At 42.9% G+C, this 16,030-nt stretch carries 14 protein-coding genes; all 14 read right to left on the reverse strand.

Annotated features, from left to right (window positions below; translation table 11 throughout):
- Positions 1-48 precede the first annotated feature (48 nt).
- Complete coding sequence (locus AC3WRW_RS21730) at positions 49-1,194, reverse strand: Glu/Leu/Phe/Val family dehydrogenase (RefSeq protein ID WP_492548387.1); 1,146 nt, start codon at positions 1,192-1,194, stop codon at positions 49-51.
- Positions 1,195-1,234: 40 nt separating this feature from the next.
- Positions 1,235-2,188, reverse strand: coding sequence for a 2-hydroxyacid dehydrogenase (locus tag AC3WRW_RS21735; RefSeq protein WP_492548388.1), 954 nt, complete (start codon positions 2,186-2,188; stop codon positions 1,235-1,237).
- A gap of 24 nt (positions 2,189-2,212) precedes the next feature.
- Entirely contained in the window at positions 2,213-3,298 is a 1,086-nt protein-coding gene (locus AC3WRW_RS21740; protein ID WP_492548389.1) for an aromatic ring-hydroxylating oxygenase subunit alpha, read from the reverse strand.
- A 152-nt stretch (positions 3,299-3,450) separates the two neighbouring features.
- Positions 3,451-4,188 (reverse strand): (Fe-S)-binding protein, encoded by a 738-nt coding sequence (locus tag AC3WRW_RS21745; RefSeq protein WP_492548390.1) that lies wholly within the window; start codon positions 4,186-4,188, stop codon positions 3,451-3,453.
- Positions 4,189-4,190: 2 nt separating this feature from the next.
- Positions 4,191-5,465: a 4Fe-4S dicluster domain-containing protein gene (locus AC3WRW_RS21750; protein ID WP_492548391.1), complete on the reverse strand. Its 1,275-nt coding sequence runs from the start codon at positions 5,463-5,465 to the stop codon at positions 4,191-4,193.
- A gap of 1 nt (position 5,466) precedes the next feature.
- A complete protein-coding gene (locus tag AC3WRW_RS21755; protein WP_492548392.1) occupies positions 5,467-6,312 on the reverse strand; it encodes an electron transfer flavoprotein subunit beta/FixA family protein in 846 nt (281 codons plus the stop codon).
- A 13-nt stretch (positions 6,313-6,325) separates the two neighbouring features.
- Entirely contained in the window at positions 6,326-7,315 is a 990-nt protein-coding gene (locus AC3WRW_RS21760) for an electron transfer flavoprotein subunit alpha/FixB family protein (RefSeq protein ID WP_492548393.1), read from the reverse strand.
- A gap of 32 nt (positions 7,316-7,347) precedes the next feature.
- The gene (locus AC3WRW_RS21765; protein WP_492548394.1) at positions 7,348-8,079 is read right to left on the reverse strand and encodes a cupin domain-containing protein; all 732 of its coding nucleotides are present in this window, start codon (positions 8,077-8,079) and stop codon (positions 7,348-7,350) included.
- 19 nt (positions 8,080-8,098) lie between these two features.
- Positions 8,099-10,063 (reverse strand): oxidoreductase, encoded by a 1,965-nt coding sequence (locus AC3WRW_RS21770; protein ID WP_492548395.1) that lies wholly within the window; start codon positions 10,061-10,063, stop codon positions 8,099-8,101.
- A gap of 192 nt (positions 10,064-10,255) precedes the next feature.
- A complete protein-coding gene (locus tag AC3WRW_RS21775) occupies positions 10,256-10,894 on the reverse strand; it encodes a GntR family transcriptional regulator (protein ID WP_492548396.1) in 639 nt (212 codons plus the stop codon).
- 63 nt (positions 10,895-10,957) lie between these two features.
- The gene (locus AC3WRW_RS21780; RefSeq protein ID WP_492548397.1) at positions 10,958-13,126 is read right to left on the reverse strand and encodes a (Fe-S)-binding protein; all 2,169 of its coding nucleotides are present in this window, start codon (positions 13,124-13,126) and stop codon (positions 10,958-10,960) included.
- 37 nt (positions 13,127-13,163) lie between these two features.
- Positions 13,164-14,135 carry an electron transfer flavoprotein subunit alpha/FixB family protein gene (locus AC3WRW_RS21785; RefSeq protein WP_492548398.1) on the reverse strand — a complete coding sequence of 324 codons (972 nt, stop codon included), beginning with the start codon at positions 14,133-14,135 and terminating at the stop codon, positions 13,164-13,166.
- Positions 14,136-14,146: 11 nt separating this feature from the next.
- Complete coding sequence (locus AC3WRW_RS21790) at positions 14,147-14,917, reverse strand: electron transfer flavoprotein subunit beta/FixA family protein (RefSeq protein WP_492548399.1); 771 nt, start codon at positions 14,915-14,917, stop codon at positions 14,147-14,149.
- A 29-nt stretch (positions 14,918-14,946) separates the two neighbouring features.
- Positions 14,947-16,026 (reverse strand): tartrate dehydrogenase, encoded by a 1,080-nt coding sequence (locus AC3WRW_RS21795; protein ID WP_492548400.1) that lies wholly within the window; start codon positions 16,024-16,026, stop codon positions 14,947-14,949.
- Positions 16,027-16,030: the final 4 nt, after the last annotated feature.

Consider the following 16,030-nt stretch of genomic DNA (forward strand, 5'->3'; position numbering starts at 1 on the left):
ATCCTTTCTACTCCATATCATGATGGGCTAACGAACAGGTCAATTCACTTAATACTCCAATTGATCGCTTACTGTCGACTCAAACATCTCGTAGCCTACTTCCCTTTGGTACCTGTTTTGTTCTTTCGCTGCTGCAAATAAGTTGTAGGTGTTTTTTCTGCATAATTGTTCAATATCATCAATAACGGCTTGTGCTTCAGGCTCGATCAATCCGAAAACGATTACATCATAGAAGCGTACTGCTCCTAAGTTAGCAACAAAATCATTAACAATATCAATGCCTCGTTCTCTAATGATTTGGTCGCCTTCATCCGAAATAGGTATATTCGCTGCCTCAACGATTAAACTTGCTTTTACAAGATGGGCATTCGATTTATGGATAACATCCTCCAAAGCGGCTGGGATCAGAATATCACACTCAACGTCCAACCATTCCGTATTGGGTCTTACAACATAGTTGGCATCGAAATACTCTCTATTCATTTCACCGTATATATTTTTGTGGTTAATCAAGCTCTGAACATCCAAGCCATCTTCACAAGTTACCAGCATATTGGCATCGGATATTCCTACAATTTTGTAGCCCAGTTGAACCATCTTAAGTGCGCAACTCGCTCCGACACAGCCGAATCCTTGGATAACCACTTTGGCCCCTTTCGTTCCAGCTTTGAATTTCCATGCTTCATCCGCCGAAAATGCTGCGCCATAACCGGTTACCACATCATTTAGGAATAAACCATCAATTTTTTTAGTCAGTAGATGATCAAAATCTTTGATGCCTTGCTGAACTTTAGGATCCTTCTTCATCGATTTTGTCTGTGGAATGCCCACATTAAATTCATTGAAAATTTTCAAAACCTCGTCATAGTTGGTTCCTAGATCCGAGCCTAACGATACCCCGGAATCTACATAAGGCATCATCGCAATTAAAAACCTTCTCAATACCGCATTCGCATCCGGGGCCTTGTAATTATAAGCAATGCCTGCTTTACAACCACCCGTAGTTTCGGATTCACACGCTGTGTACTTATAAGCCATTGCCTTAGCTAGCCTTTTCACTTCTTCTTTTGTAACAGTTGGATGCATTCTAATGCCCCCACCAGCGTAGCTTTTCACAAAATTTTGTACGACTAACCAGCCTTGCGCGTCTGTTTCTGTATCGTTCCATTCCACAACTAGATAGGGGCTTTTCATTGTCAATACCTCCGAAAGTCTTCATTAAAATAATCGTTTGTTAGTTTACAATATGTATCGGGTTCCCACTCATGAACTGAGTGATGTTTCTGATAGCCATATCCAAAATGGTTTGAATAGATTCTTTTGTATTGAAGCCCACATGCGGTGAAAGAATAACGTTCCGGCATTGCAGTAACGGATTGTCTTTGGCAATGGGTTCCTCATCAAACACATCGATTCCAGCTCCAGCTAAAGCGCCTGTGGTAAGCGACTTTACCAATGATGGCGTATGAACCACTTCCGACCTTGCCGTATTGATGAAAAGAGCACCGGGCTTCATAATGGAAAACTCTTTTTCACCCAAAAATCCTTTCGTTGAATCGGTATAAGGCAGATGCACCGAAATGAAATCTGAGCTTGACAATAAGCTCTCCAGCGAAACAAAGGTTATTCCTAACTGGCTAGCCCGATCTTCACTTGGATGAAGCGTCCAGCATATTACGTTCATTCCTAAAGCTCTGCACAGCTTAGCCATTCGGGTTCCAATGGCGCCAAGCCCGATTAAGCCGATTGTCTTTCCTTCAAGCTCGATATTAAGCAAGGAAGGGTCCCAATTTGCTTTAACCATGTTGGAATGATTTTGCGGGATATTCTTCGCCAGAGAGAAGAGCAAAGCGAGCGCATGTTCAGCAACCGGGTTAGCGCCATAACTGGGCACATTCGCTATCTTGATCCCTTGTTTTGCTGCAAAATCAACATCCATATAATTTTTAAACCCGGTTCCCGCAAAAGACATGAACTTTAATCGGGGACATTCTGCCATAACCTCATTCGAGATCCCTCCCCATAGCAGGAGCGCATCGGCGTCACGTACCCTTTCCACATATTCTTCTACACTTCCTGGATTTCCTTTAAATAACATAAATTCACCAAGCTGCTTTAACTCGTTGATATGATTCTCTGTTAGTAATTGTTCACATTGATCATCTGCATTCGGTAATACAATTAACATGATAGCTCTCCTTAAATGTGCAGGTTAATCTTGCAGAGCACCTTTTATCATCAAATGAAAACGCCGTAGGGCATGTTCCGTAGGCGAATATCTACCGTTGGAGAAAGCACTCGAACGAAAGCCGATTTGTGCTTTTTCAACTAATTTAACATCTTCATTTCGCAATTGATCCACAAACTTAATATTCTCCATTTGCTCAACGGTTGGTTCCTCATTCACAAAGTAATACGTATAGTTAGCTATCGTCGTATTCTCATCAACGGCTGTCAGAACCGTAGTCGCAATGTTTCCGGGACCAGGTGAAATGCTAAAAATCATGTTAGGCCACAACCAATAAAATCTTCCTTCTTGCACCTCTGCCCCACCCAGGTTCACTTCGCCAAGCTTGGCTGTTGGCTTTATGGATGCATGTTGGATAATACAGGATTGCTTATCAATGAACGTGTAATTTTTCATATCAAACGTGGTTGCGAATGCCGGATGGGCAATGGGGCAATGGTCACATTCCAGATAATTGTCGATGTAAGCTTTCCAATTGGACTTAATCAATCGTTTCTCTGAGCTATGCTTTTTTAATTTATCCAAGAAGGCAAATTGCTTCAGGTCCTCGAAAAACTCGCCATTCTTCTCTTTGAGCGATGCGGCATTCTCATCCAAATTCACAAAAACCAGCGAAGCTTCTGTCTCAACCCGGATCGACCGCAAGCAAGTATCACCTTCACATAAACTTTCCCGATGATCCTTGAAATTAGGAGCGTTATGCAATTGACCGTCCAGTTTAAATGTCCAGCCATGATAAACACATTGCAAAATCTTACGTTTCCCCTGCTCCTGAGGCTCTAGTTGTGTCGCTCTATGCGGACATACGTTATAGAAAGCACGTAATTCGTGGTCGTCACCTCTGACAACAAGGATGGGCTCACCCGCTACTTCACAGGTAAGAAACTCACCCGGGTTCTTGACTTGATTAACATGACCGACAAATTGCCAATTCCGCGCGAAAATTTTCGTTCTTTCTTCTTCCAACACTTCAGCAGATCTGTAAAATTGATAGGGCAGAGTAAATTTACCGTTTTCCTTAAAATTTGCAAGCAGCTCTTGAATTGACATTCTTCGTCCCCTCCAAATGAATAATTTTTTGCTGACTAACCTATCGCTTTGCTTAAACATTAACCTCCTTTAGAGTTGAAAGCGTTTTATTTAGTAAGTATATTCCCAAATCATATATTTGTAAATATACGATTGGAGAGAAATCGTATATTTTATTTTTTCTTAACCATATCGTTAACGACTTCCGCAATGTCTCTTGACACCATATTTTTTCCCTTTGTTTGATTCAGGGAACCAATGGCTTCTTCCATCATGACCAAACAAAAAGGACATGCCGTTGCCGTCATAGAAGCGCCGGTTTTCATAGCTTCTTCACCGCGTATCGTATTGATTTTTTGTCCGCGTTGAACGGTTTCGAACATGGTTCCCCCACCTGCGCCGCAGCAGAAGGATTGACTCTTATTCCGTTCCATTTCCTCGATGGTATAACCGAGCATGATCAATATATCCCTTGGTGCGTCATAAATACCATTTTGACGTCCTAAGTAACACGGATCATGATAGGTGATAATCTCACGCTTCTGTTTCTCCGGGATCGTCAATCTCCCGTTCTGAATGAGATTATAAATATAAGTCGTGTAATGCACGACTTCGAAATTCCCGCCAAGGGCGGGATACTCGTTTTTGAACATATTAAAGCAATGAGGGCAAGTCGTGACAATCGACTTTACCTTTCTATCGTTGAGCGTTTTAATATTATGCTGGGCCAACTCTTGAAAGAGCGCTTCATCGCCCATTCGTCGAGCAATATCTCCCGTGCAACGCTCTTCGGTTCCGAGAATAGCAAAATCAATATTTGCTTTTTGCATGATTTCTGCGAAAGCTCTAGCGATACTTTGAAGTCTTGGATCATAGGACGCTGCGCAGCCTACCCAGAATAATACTTCCATGTCTATTCCCCCTCTTTTTTCTTCACCGTATCGCTTACTAATACAGGTATATCCATCCCTCTACTCCAATTCGCTCGTTCCGACCATGGTTTGCCCCAAATATTGTGCTGTTCATCGACCTTAATCAACGTGTTTTCCGCTTCCGTTTCCATCACACCTTTTTGAATTAATCCCCGCCTCATCGAAAGGATCAAATCTATTTGATTGATCGAAACCGGACAGGCCTCTACACAGGCTCCGCATGTCGTACAAGATTGCAGCTCTTCAGGCGTAATGAATGAAGCAATTTCTGTATTAGGCTCCATATGATTTCTAATTTTAGTGACAATCGTACGCGGTGATAAGGGTTTGGCGCTTAGATGAGCCGGACATTGGCTGTCGCATCGGCCGCATTCCGTGCAAGCATCTGTGCTAAGCAGCTGCCAGTTCGTAAAATCAGAAACTACACTTACGCCCTGAATACTTGGCGACTTTAATAAAGCTTCATCGGAGAGCTCACTAAGCTTGTATGGAAGCGACACTTTTCCTGTCCGTTTAACCGGCTGGAATAAAATATTAATCGGCGCCGTAAATAAATGGAACATTTTGGTATAGGGAATGATTGCGATAAAGACAAACACACCAACGGCGTGAAAAAAGTACCAATAGACATACATATCGACACTGAATAACGGAATATTTTTAAACAGCAATGCGAGCGAGTATCCTACCGGAGACCACTTGCCATAATCTACTTGTGTCGCTGCAATCCGAATTCCTTCCAAGATATATCCGCCTGCGCCAATAATGAAGAGCAGCCATAGCAGCAGGTTGTCCTTCAAGCTGTACCATAATCTCAACCGCTTCTTTTTAACCCTCATTCGGATCGCAATCCCTAAGCCTACTAAGAAAAGCACGCCGAAAATATCCAACGACGCCTTATAAATGAGATAAAAGTTCCCGCGCAGGAGAGGGACGCCCAAATCATAATCAATAACAACCAAAACCGTGCCTATAAATAGAACGATAAAACCGTAGCTGGTAAAACGATGCATGACCCCGTATAAACGATCTCTCTGAATTTTTTTTTGCTGCACAGCCATATGCCAGAAAAACAGAAAATTTGTTTTCACATCGTTCCAGCTTACCTTTTCCTTCTTTCCCATTTGCCATAAACGAAAACGACGATAAAAACCATATACAAAAATGAAAGTAGCGATGGCTGCTAAGCTATAAAATAAGATTTTATTTCCTGAAGAAATCATCCAGAATGTATTTCTTTGAACTATCGCCTCCATCCTAGTCCTCCTTCAGCCATTTCTGAATCTTTTCTTTCATAAAATGCATATTGTTCTCCGATATTCCTTTAGTTATTTTCTCTTTACTATCCGCTTGGCTTCTTTGGGAGAATCCCATTATTTCTTGCAGACGTTTTTCTGCCGAAAGCATAGAGGAAGGAACATGGGCATAACGGATATTCGGTTGCGGTTCGGTAACCTTTACTACTTTGACGGCTGGAATTTTATCGATTTTCCCCTCAACTATGGTGAATACAGTCTTTTTGGAGGTCAATAAAGCGGCATATTTGGCTACATAACGTTTTCGAGCAACCGATCCCACGACCCCGATGACTGCAGGCAGCTCTATTTGAAAAGTTTGAACAATCCCTCTTCCTTCTTTCCTCTGGACTTTCCATACTTGATCCGAACAAGGCTCGATATGATGTATATTAGATATATACGGAAGGTTCAGCATTTCTGCATAGACAATAGGGGTGATTCCTAAATGGGTATCCTCGCTTTGGGAACCGCATAGTATCAAATCAAATGCTCTTTCCTGCGATACCTTTACCAGCAAGGAGGCAATTTCATTTCGATATCCCTGTAAATTCTCCGTTTTTACTAAGATACATTCATCGATTTTATACTTCATCAGGACCTGTTGGTTAAATTCTTGCTTTGCATCTATGGCTAATACAACCGTAATATGCCCTGCATATTGATCCTTATAATCACTTGCCCACTGCAGAGCATATAAATCCGTTTGATTAAAACCATGTCTAATATACGCATACTTTTTCTTCTCGTAATCCCATTGGATCGAAGTAGGATCAATAATCGGCTTAATCAAAACACAAATATTCATCGTTCCCCTCACACTACCTTTCTATGTTAAGCGTCTGTACGATTCGGGGAATCACATCTTGAAAGTTCCCAACAATACCTAAATCACAACGCTGAAAAATAGGCGCTGCCGGATCATTGTTAATGGCAATAACATGCTTCACCCCTTTAATTCCTTCTAAGTGCTGGGACGAGCCTGAAATGCCAATGGCAAAATAAATATCAGCCTCTATGGAACTGCCGCTAGAGCCGATTCGTTTCTCACGTGGGATCAAACCGAGCTCATCTGCTACTTTACTTCCTCCAATAGGGGCATTCAGCAGCTCTGCTAATTCAAAAATGTCTTGTAAGCTCCCTGTTCCCGTCACACCACGACCTATTCCGATCACACAGCGCGCTTCCGTGACCTTCAGATCTTTCCAACTGACCATGGACTCGGAAAGGAATTTCACTTTACTCTCAAACATGACATCCATGTGAATCTCCTGCACCATAGACGGATTGCCTTTTACATGTTTATTCCCGTATAATATGGCAGTATCCAAAGTCACATATTGATGTTTGAATTCATCATTGAAGGTCACAAACTCATGAACCTTCTCATAATAGATTTCTCGTTTCACAGTAAGTGTTGAATCGGCGTTGTTTCTTGCAATGTCCATCGCATACGTAATGATTCCGGCTTGATTGCGAACAGCTAAACGGACAGCCGTTTCATGATATAGCGGACTAGATGAGAATAAATAAGTCCCGCTCGTGACGCCTAAATTTTTGGTTACCTTTTGAAAGGCTTGGATATGGCAATCTGCGAGCTTCCACTGATCAAATGACAACTTAACATGATAAATCTCATGGAAAGGCAACTGACTGATGACATCGAGTTCTATTCCGGTATGAACAAGTATGCCAACCAGTCGCGTCTGTTCAGGATGGATTCGATTGGCTATTTCCGCCATCCCCCAGACGTCTTCTTGTAAACTCGCCCCATTTTTTACGGGCACATAACAAATAACCGTACGTTGCAAGTAAGTCTCACCACACTTCTTTTATAAACTAATTAAAGCTGCGCTTTGGTTTGACGCCAATTCACAGGATAAAGCGTATAGAAAAATTTCGTTTCCTCATCGGATCCATACGTAATATTCGCGCCTTCTTTCAAGAAGTACATATCGCCCTGTTTGGCTTCATGCTTTATTCCATCTTCCATAATAGTCATGCTGCCGGATATCACATAAATTGATTCATCATACTTCAGTTTCGCAGCATACGCTGAGTTTCTTAATACCGCAAATCCTCCGCCTAACGTGGGCGAAAGCGTTTGATTCACAACGTGTGCAAGCTCAGCCAGGTCTCCAGCAGCCTCAGCCATGCTGCTGTATTTCACAGTGTCGCTATCGATGACCGTTACAAGATCTTGCGCCACTTGTTCTTCTGTGTACACTCTGTTTTGTTCCCGCCAGTTAACGGGATACGTACTGAAGAAAAAGAGCACTTCGCTGTCTGTTCCATATGTAATTTGGGCGCCTTCCTTCATGACATAGGTATCGCCTTTTTTAGCTTTATGCTTTACACCGTTTTGGATGATGTACATGCTCCCATCAACTACATAAATAAGCTCATCGTATTGTAGCTGCCAATCGAATTTGCCCTTTACCATGCGGCATAGTCCGCCCCCCATTGTTTGGGAGAGTGAATTAATCGGTGATACGATTTCTGCAAATTCACCTTCAATTTCCATGGGCATATACGTTAAATCGCTTTGTTTAATAACCGAAATTAGATTCGACACGTTCATTTCCTCCAGATCGTTAAATTTTGGCAGCCAATTCCAAGCCTTCCAAAATGGCCTCTTCGACTGTTCGCGGTAGTAAACTATCACCGATTAAGTGGATGTTCGAAAAAGTCTCCTTTAATTCATGATAGAGCGCAACCTGTTGGATGTTCCCGCAAGCTAAAACTACAGTATCTATGTTCTCTCGCACGATCGTATCTCCGTTATAAATGTTCTCAAAAGTAACCGCGTTAGCCTCAATTTTATGCAGCTTATAATTGCAAACCATACCTACATCTTTCGTATACAATTGAGACAGTACGGTTGAACGAACATAAGACTGTAAGCCATATCCCATGTAGAGGCAGCTAGAGATAATCTCCACGTCATTATTTTCATTTTTTAAGTACAAGGCTGTACCGACACCCGCCATTTCCCCATTCCAGTCAGCAATAAGCACGCGTTTTCCCGCTGTCTTTTTCCGATCTAATATATCCCATGTAGTAACAACATGAGGAAGATCAATTCCTTCTATATTTGGAAAATACGGAGTCGAACCTGTTGCTACAATAATATCGTCTGGATTCATCGATAAAATTAACTCTTTTGTCGCTTCTGTACGTAATAGGACATTGACCCGGTTGTGTTCCAGCTCTCTCTTTAAATTGGGAATCAACTCGCCGAACTCTTCGCGACCGGGAATTTTACGGGCTAATTTAACCTGACCGCCTAATTCGTCTGTCTTTTCGATCAGCGTAACTTGATGGCCTCTTTCAGCCGCTATGACAGCTGCTTTCATACCGGCAGGGCCGCCCCCGATAATGACGATGTTTTTTCTTGTCGTTGCTTTTGGCATATCCGCGTAGGACAGCTCCCTTCCCGTGACAGGATTTTGAATACAGCTAATCGGTTGATCGTTCTGCATATGTCCTATACAAGCTTGGTTACAGGCAATGCATAACCGGATTCGATTAAAATCCTCCCTTAATGCTTTGTTCGGCATATGAGGATCACATATCAATGCTCTGGTCATGCCAACCATATCCGCCTGACCGTTTTCCAGTACCTTTTCAGCAATGATCGGATCATTAATTCTTGAGTTAACAAATATCGGTATAGCTACCTTCTCCCTTATTTTACCTGCATATGGAGCGAAATGAGCCGGTGGAATGGGAGCCGGCGGAGCAATAAATACAGCACTCAGATAGGTAGCCGAGCTCCCGCCTGTTAGACCGAGGTAGCTTAAACCGCCAATTTCTTTATCGATATAAGTTAAAATTTCAAGCACTTCATCAAAGAGGAGTCCCTCATTCACAAAGTCATCCACACTTATTCTTAATCCAACCGGATAGTCCTTACCAACTTTTGAACGTATGGCTTGTAGAACCTCTTTGAAAAACCTCATCCGATTCTCAAACGAGCCCCCGTATTGATCCTTGCGAAAATTAATGCGCGAAGACCAGAACTGGCTTATTAAATAGCCATGAGAGGCAACGATCTCAACGCCGTCCAAGCCGCCATCTTTGATTCGCTCTGCAGCCTCTGCATATCCGTTGATGATCTCTTGTATTTCGTGCAGCTCCAATTCTTTAGGCATAATTCGAAAGCGATCGGACGGTATCGTTGAAGGCGCCAGGGGTATGGCTGTTCCGGAAGGCGATATTTCTCTGCCGGGATGAAACAATTGGGCGAACATTTTTGTGCCATAAGGATGCACGGCATCTGCTAACATTTTATAGTAAGGGATAATGTCATCACTTAATGCCGAAATCGTTTTGGGGGTCATGATTGCGCTCGGATGTACGGCATTAGCTTCAATAACGATTAACCCGACTCCACCTTTGGCTCTTTCTTTGTGATAGCTTATCAATTGATCCGTAGGTAAATAGTTGTCAACAAATGTGGTCATATGGCCCGTACTTAAGATGCGGTTCTTTATCCAAACGTCGCCAATTTGGGTTGGTGTAAACAGATATTTGAATGATGACACAAGGCTCCCCATTTCTTATTTATTCTTTATCATTAGCTGCCAATTACAAACAGAACACAAATGACCAACCTTGTTAGCGGTTTCATTTCTGTTATAATATCATTATTTCATATATGATTCAATATATTATTTTATTCTTTACACAAACAAAAAAATCGCTATCCTACTGTTAGCAGAATAACGATTTTATAAAGATAAGGTACCCTATGGGACTCTCGGCAATGCTTTCATATGGTGATTTCTTATATATTGCTCAATTTCATTAGGTGGAGTATTGTTTTCTATGAATGAAATGATCATTTCATGCTCTTTGGTAACTTCATGTGCACGCGACGAAAAGTATTTATTGCTTATTTTCCGAATCGTATCTAATTTCTCCCAGAGAAGTTCAATTTGGGTAATTAAATACACATTCTCGCAATGACGATTACAAAGATTATGAAACTCTTGGTTAAGAGTTACAAAACTGTAAAAATCAAAATCTTGAAGCTTTTGATTCATTTCTTCATTGATTTGTCGCAGCTTTGATAGATCCTCTTTAGGAAAAAGAGGCAAACTCAAAGAGGCCGCATATCCGTCTAATACAGCGAGTGTAAATAGAATTTCTAAATATTCATTTTCACTCATAGACAAGACGACAGCGCCACTATAAGGCTTGATTTTAACAAGACCTTCTGCCTCTAACCGATGAATGGCTTCTCTAACAGGTATTGGGCTCGAGAACAGCTCTTTCGCTAATTGGTCAATAACAAGTCGTTGACCGGGAGCGTATGTGCCATCGATAATACCTTTTCTTATAAAATCATATGCAATTTGTTGTTTATTGTCCTTTTTAGTGTCCATGTTCACATCTTATATTATTTCATATAATATTTCAAGGGAAATGTTATATGAAGCTCCCCTCTCTTAAACAATGATGGAACGTTCCAATAGCTCTGCTACATCCAACGTTTTCACACTGCTTTCAACTTCCTTCGCCTTGGTTCCGTCGCTTAGCATCGTTAAACAATACGGGCATCCAGAACTAATGACAGTTGGCTTAACTTCGAGCGCTTGCTCTGTACGGGCTAAATTGACGCGCTTGCCTGCCGTCTCTTCCGTCCACATCAGACCTCCGCCAGCCCCACAGCACATGCCATTTTCACGATTTCTTTCCATTTCCACGAGCTTTACTCCTGGAATGGCCTTTAAAATCTCTCTCGGCGGATCATACACTTCATTATATCTTCCTAAATAACACGAATCATGATACGTAATCGTTTCATTCACTGCGTATTTAGGTTTTAATTTCCCCTCTGCCACCCATAAGGCTAGCAATTCCGTATGGTGATACACCTCTGCCTCCAAGCCGAAATCCGGATACTCGTTTTTCAAGCTGTTGTAAGCATGAGGATCGATTGTAACGATTTTTGTAACGCCATAATTTTGAAACTCCGAAATATTCCTATGTGCAAGCTCTTGAAACAAGAATTCATTCCCCAATCGACGTGGAGTATCGCCAGAATTGCCTTCATTATTCCCAAGGATGGCGAACTTAATTCCTGCCTCATTCATTAGCTTGGCAAAGGATTGGGCAATTTTCTGACTGCGATTATCGTAGGATCCCATGGAACCAACCCAAAATAAATACTCGAATTGTTCGCCGGCTTTTCTTAATTCATCCACGGTAGGCACCTGAATATAGTCCGTACCTTGGCGCCATAATTCGCGATCCTTGCGATTAATCCCCCATGGATTCCCTTGACGCTCAATATTCGTCATTGCCCTTTGCGCCTCAGGGTTTACACTACCTTCTGTCATCACTAAATATCGACGCAGGTCAATGATTTTATCGACATGCTCATTCATCACCGGACATTGATCCTCACAGTTCCGACATGTGGTACAAGACCAAATTTCATCCTCTGTGATCACATCGCCAATCAGTTCTAACTCTTCAACCTGCTTATCGCTACGTGTCCATGTATTCTGATGCCACTCCATCGTGGGAGCAATATCTGTAATCGGTTGACAAAGTGTGGAAGCAGCCCCTCCCTCCCAAGCACCTGTCCCCATGGAAGATGCCTGTACGGAGTGAATGCCGGGTTGTGCAAAGACAGCGGCCGGTACCCATGGCGATCTCGATGTGATAACGGCCGCCTTTTCCGTGAGATGATCGCGCAATTTTGTAATCAGATGCATAGGCGATAATACCTTACCCGTACTGGCAGCTGGACATACGTTCGTGCAGCGCCCGCACTCTACGCAAGAATACAAGTCTATCATTTGCTTTTGGGTAAAATCTTCAATTTTCCCAACCCCAAATACCTCTTGCGTTTCATCATCAAAGCGAATCGGTTCCAGCTTTCCAGGATTCGTTAGCCGGTTAAAAAAGATATTAATCGGAGCTGAGATTAAATGAAAGTGCTTCGATTGTGGAACATAGACCAAGAAGGTTAACAGGATGAGCAAATGAACCCACCAAGCCATATAAAACAGGACGATAGCCGCCGTTACGCCAATCCAGCCAAACGCTGCGGCAAACAGAGAAGCAACCGGCTCATGCCAAGTCATGCCTCCATCATGCCAAATCTTTTCCATTCCGTTCCCAAACAGAACCGATAGCATCAAGCCGGCAATAAAAATAAGCACAAGACCTGATTTCAGACCGCGTTTTAACCGTTTGAGCTTCTCTATATAGCGTCGATAGAAGGCCCAACTAACCGCTGTTAAGATCATTAACGAAATGATTTCTTGGAAAAAAGTGAAATAGGGATATATAGCGCCTAGTGGCAAATGAGAGCCTGGCGTTAATCCTTTCCAAATAAAATCAAGGGCACCGAGCTGAACGAGAATGAAACCGTAAAACATCATTACGTGGATAATCCCGCTCTTTTTATCCTTCAATAACTTCTTCTGCCCAAATACATTGACCCAAATTTTATTAAGCCGCTCTTTTACATTCAAATCAAACTCTATCTTTTTCCCCAATTTTATATACGCATAACGAGATTGAATTAGATAAGCGAATAAGTAAATGCCGTAAGCGGCCATAAGTAAAAAGGCAATCCAGTTTATGATCAATAACGGATTCAATCCGCTCATCTCCTTGGCTGTATGATGAATCTTAGATCTATTTTGCCATAACCTTTTTGAGCTCTTCCGTTAACATGGGAACGACTTCAAACAAATCTCCTACAATACCATAGTCGGCTATTTGAAAGATCGGTGCTTCCGCATCTTTATTAATCGCTACAATTAACTTGGAATTCGACATCCCTGCCAAATGCTGAATAGCTCCGGATATGCCTGCCGCAATATATAAATCAGGTGTAATGACTTTGCCGGTTTGACCGATTTGCAACGAATAATCACAGTATTCCGCATCACAAGCTCCACGCGAAGCGCCCACCGCACCGCCAAGCAGGTCCGCTAATTCCTGCAGCGGTTTGAAACCGTCCGCAGACTTAACACCGCGCCCGCCGGAAACCACAATCTTGGCTTCTGTTAAATCCACCGTACTGGCAGTTTTACGCACTACTTCTTTAATTACAGCACGCAAGTCCTTGTTCTCCACTGTAAATTCAATTTTTTCGACAGGGAAAGCGTCTGTTTTTTCGGCCGTAATGTTGTTAGGGCGAATCGTTGCAAACGGAATGCCATCTGCCGTTTTTCGTTTTTCAAACGCTTTTCCTGCATAAATCGGGCGAGTGAAAATCACCTCGTCATTGACAACTTCAACATCGGTCACGTCAGAAACCAGACCGAGTCCAAGACGGGCTGCTACACGTGGCGCAACATCTTTTCCCATTGCCGTATGCGGCATAAAGATAGCATTGGGTTGTACCTTCGTAATAATTTGATGAAGCGCTTGAGCATATAGATGGGCGGCATAGGTTTTCTCATCCCCATTGCTCACCAAATATACGGTATTAGCCCCATACTCTCCTAATGTATCCCCATGCTCGGCATCCGTGCTGCCCAAGACCACCGCAACAATTTGCCCGCTATTTGCCACACGTTTTGCTGCGGCTAGCACCTCAAACGATACTTTTCTTAAGCTTCCATCCTTCGTTTCAGCAACTACCAGAACGATATTGCTCATCATGATTCCTCCTAAATGACTTTGACTTCGTTGCGAAGTATATGAGCCAGTTCTTTTGTTTGATCCGCAATCGCACCATGAAGCAGACGTCCTGCCGCTTTCTTATTTGGAAGATAGGATTTCGTCACAGTTGTTTTTACTTTTACTATTTCTGGGTCCAGTTGATTAAGCTCGGATAAGGATAAACGTTCCAACGGTTTCTTCTTAGCCTTCATAATATTAGGCAAGGAGGGATAGCGTGGCTCATTTAATCCCTGCTGCGCTGTGACCATAATAGGCAAAGAAGCTTCAACCACTTCAAGATCCCCGTCGACATCTCTTTGCGCGACTGCAATTCCGCTTCTGACCTCTAGCTTGGTAATCGCTGTAACTTGCGGAATCTGCAGCAATTCAGCAACCCGAATACAGACTTGGCCTGAACCGTTATCGATGGAAATATTCCCGCCCAAAATAATGTCGTAAGGACGATCCTTCAGAACCGCAGCGATGATGACTGCTGTACTATATTCATCAATGGCTTGATCTTCATCGTTAACAAGCACGGCTTGATCGGCGCCCATGGCAAGCGCTGTTCGCAAGGAGCTTTCAGAGCGATCAGCGCCTACAGTGATGACCGTTATTTCTCCGCCATGCTCTTCCCGAAGCTTAATCGCTTCTTCAATGGCATACTCGTCATAAGGATTAATGATGAATTGCACGCCGTTTTCACTTACCTGATTATTCTCCACGGCAATTTTCTCTTCCGTATCAAATGTTTGCTTTAGCAGCACAACGATATTCATAGAAAACCATCCTCTATTAGTGAAGTTATTTATTTCATTATTTCCTTGAGCCTTGCGCAGATCGCGTCGCCGACTTCTTGCGTCGTTGCTTTCCCGCCCAGATCAGGAGTAACCATTCTTCCTTCTTCCAGCACATCCTGCATCGCTTCCATAATCGCTTCCGCAGCGCGTGTTTCTCCTAAATGTTCGAGCATCATGCTCGCGCACCAGATTGTCGCTACCGGGTTGGCGATACCCTGTCCGGCAATGTCAGGAGCAGATCCATGAACGGGCTCGAACATTGAAGGAAAATTCTTCTCCGGATTGATATTTGCGGATGGCGCAATGCCCATTCCTCCGATAATGCCAGCTCCTAGATCGGTTAAAATATCGCCAAACAGATTAGAGGCAACAACAACGTCGAATACGTCCGGCTTCGAAACAAAGAAAGCGCATAGTGCGTCAATATGAACGATATTCGTATCAATTTCAGGAAATTCTTTGTTTATTTTCTGTACATACTCATCCCAGAACGGCATTGTATGGTTAATTCCATTTGATTTTGTCGCTGCCGTAAGCCGCTTTCTCTTCCCTTGCTTGTGCGCAATATGATAGGCGTACCGCAATACCTTTTCTACGCCTTGGCGCGTGAAGACACTGGACTGAATAGCCATGTCCTGATCGGTGCCTTCATACATGCGTCCACCGATGCTTGAATATTCGCCTTCATTGTTTTCACGTATCACGATGAAATCCAGATCCTTTTGGCTGCGATCCGCAAGAGGAGACTTAATGCCGCGAAGCAGCTTCACCGGACGAATATTAATATATTGCTGAAACTGTCTGCGGATAGGCAGGAGCAATCCCCAAAGGGAAACATGATCAGGTACGCCTGGGAATCCGACTGCTCCTAAGAAGATAGAATCGAATTTCTTGAGAATCTCTAATCCGTCATCCGGCATCATCTTGCCGTGTTTCAGGTAATACTCGCAACTCCAATCAAAGCTTTCATAGCTAAGCGTAAACCCTCCGTCTAATTGACAAACGGTGTCGAGAACTTTCTTGCCTTCTATAATGACATCTACGCCAATACCATCCCCTGGTATTAAAGCGATCGAATGATTTCTCATATGA

It is taken from the genome of Paenibacillus sp. FW126-R14 (genome assembly GCF_058789495.1).

What these genes read in the sequence shown, in the direction of transcription:
- AC3WRW_RS21735 (WP_492548388.1), bottom strand. Translation starts at nt 2,188, where the DNA reads ATGTTAATTGTATTACCGAATGCAGATGATCAATGTGAACAATTACTA.
- AC3WRW_RS21750 (WP_492548391.1), bottom strand. Translation starts at nt 5,465, where the DNA reads ATGGAGGCGATAGTTCAAAGAAATACATTCTGGATGATTTCTTCAGGA.
- AC3WRW_RS21770 (WP_492548395.1), bottom strand. Translation starts at nt 10,063, where the DNA reads ATGGGGAGCCTTGTGTCATCATTCAAATATCTGTTTACACCAACCCAA.
- AC3WRW_RS21730 (WP_492548387.1), bottom strand. Translation starts at nt 1,194, where the DNA reads ATGAAAAGCCCCTATCTAGTTGTGGAATGGAACGATACAGAAACAGAC.
- AC3WRW_RS21775 (WP_492548396.1), bottom strand. Translation starts at nt 10,894, where the DNA reads ATGGACACTAAAAAGGACAATAAACAACAAATTGCATATGATTTTATA.
- AC3WRW_RS21795 (WP_492548400.1), bottom strand. Translation starts at nt 16,026, where the DNA reads ATGAGAAATCATTCGATCGCTTTAATACCAGGGGATGGTATTGGCGTA.
- AC3WRW_RS21745 (WP_492548390.1), bottom strand. Translation starts at nt 4,188, where the DNA reads ATGGAAGTATTATTCTGGGTAGGCTGCGCAGCGTCCTATGATCCAAGA.
- AC3WRW_RS21785 (WP_492548398.1), bottom strand. Translation starts at nt 14,135, where the DNA reads ATGAGCAATATCGTTCTGGTAGTTGCTGAAACGAAGGATGGAAGCTTA.
- AC3WRW_RS21755 (WP_492548392.1), bottom strand. Translation starts at nt 6,312, where the DNA reads ATGAATATTTGTGTTTTGATTAAGCCGATTATTGATCCTACTTCGATC.
- AC3WRW_RS21790 (WP_492548399.1), bottom strand. Translation starts at nt 14,917, where the DNA reads ATGAATATCGTTGTGCTGCTAAAGCAAACATTTGATACGGAAGAGAAA.
- AC3WRW_RS21740 (WP_492548389.1), bottom strand. Translation starts at nt 3,298, where the DNA reads ATGTCAATTCAAGAGCTGCTTGCAAATTTTAAGGAAAACGGTAAATTT.